Origin of the sequence: Deinococcus sp. YIM 134068 (assembly GCF_036543075.1) — a bacterium.
In the GTDB taxonomy this organism is placed as follows: Bacteria; Deinococcota; Deinococci; order Deinococcales; family Deinococcaceae; genus Deinococcus; species Deinococcus lichenicola.
The window spans coordinates 1-1,294 of record NZ_JAZHPF010000055.1 but is presented as its reverse complement, the minus strand read 5'-3'; the positions used below and the strand labels follow the sequence as shown (position 1 = coordinate 1,294).

Genomic DNA, 1,294 nt, shown 5'->3' with positions numbered 1-1,294 from the left:
TACGCCTGCGCCTCCCCGATGATCCGCAGAGTCGTCTCGTAGCTCTCCTTCGAGGTCTCGCCCCAGGTGACGAGGCCGTGTTTGCCCATCACGACGGCCTCCAGCCCCGGATTGTCCCGCACCGCCGCGCCGATCTGCTGCGACAGGGTGAAGCCGGGGCGGATGTAGTCCACCCACGCCGCCCGGTCCCCGTAAATCTCGCGCATGACTTCCGGCCCGTTCGGCGTGCAGGCGATGGCGATGATCGCGTCGGGGTGGGTGTGGTCCACGTGTTTGGCCGGGACGAAGGCGTGCAGCAGCGTCTCGATGCTCTGGCGAGGCCGCCCCGGCTCGAAGACCGTCCGTTCGAGGTAGGCGGTCATCTCCTCGTCGGTCATGCTCGGGCGCTCGAAGAGAGGCAGCACCTCGTCGAGCTTGAGGCCCGCGAAGCCCTTCTCTGTGATGCTGGCGATGTCGGAGCCTGAGCCTTTCACCCACAGCACGGTCACGTCGCGCCCGAGGTGGTCTTTCTCGACGCTCTTGGTGCTGGTGTTGCCGCCGTAGATGTTGACGAGCGTGCGGTCTGCGCCGAGCAGGTTGGAGCGGTAGGTCAGCGAGGCGAGGCCGTCGCTCTGGGGAGCTTCGGCGGCGTTCCAGCGGTTCTGAATGATGGTTTTGGACTGGGTGGTGGTCATGGGTCCTCCGGGAAAGGGGGAAGAGGGGCGGGACTGGGCCGGGCAGGGGTCAGCTCTTGACGGGAAAGCCGCCGCCTGCGGCAGCCGTGCCACGCTCGCCCGCCACCTTGCTCTGGTAGCCGCTGGCACGGTGCGCGGCGATGGGGTCCTCAGGTAGCCCCTTCGAGCGTCGCCACTCAGCGAGCAGGGGCCGCACGTCGGTGCGGAAGGCGTCGGTGAGGGTGCGGTGCGCCTCCAGCACGTCCCCCGCCCCCTGCGCGGCGGCGAGGCGTCCCCAGTCGATCAGGAGGGCCTTCGCGTACGCTTCCTGGCAGTTCAGGACGCTCTGGAGCATCGCCTCCACCTTCGGCTCGATGTTGTGGCTCTGGTCGATCATGTAGGCGACCTGTTGCGCGGTCGTGCGGGTGAGGCTGTCCTCCGACCCCTCCGCGCTCACGAGTTCCGCGTAGATGGCGAACAGCTCGAAGGGATTGGTCGTCCCCACGATCAGGTCGTCGTCCGCGTAGCGCCGGGCGTTGAAGTGGAAGCCACCCAGCCGCCCCTCGTCGAGCAGGAAGGCGACGATCTGCTCGATGTTGACTCCCTGCGCGTGGTGCCCGAGGTCCACGAGCACCTGCGCC

1 protein-coding gene and 1 pseudogene are annotated in these 1,294 nt (G+C 68.0%); both read right to left on the bottom strand.

Features of this window, described 5'->3' with window-relative positions; translation table 11 throughout:
- A partial coding sequence (locus V3W47_RS19645) for a class II aldolase/adducin family protein (protein WP_331826926.1) occupies window positions 1–674 on the bottom strand: 674 nt, incomplete at its 3' end.
- Between the two features lie 49 nt (window positions 675–723).
- Window positions 724–1,294 (bottom strand): annotated as a pseudogene (locus tag V3W47_RS19640) (sugar isomerase); the annotation flags it as partial.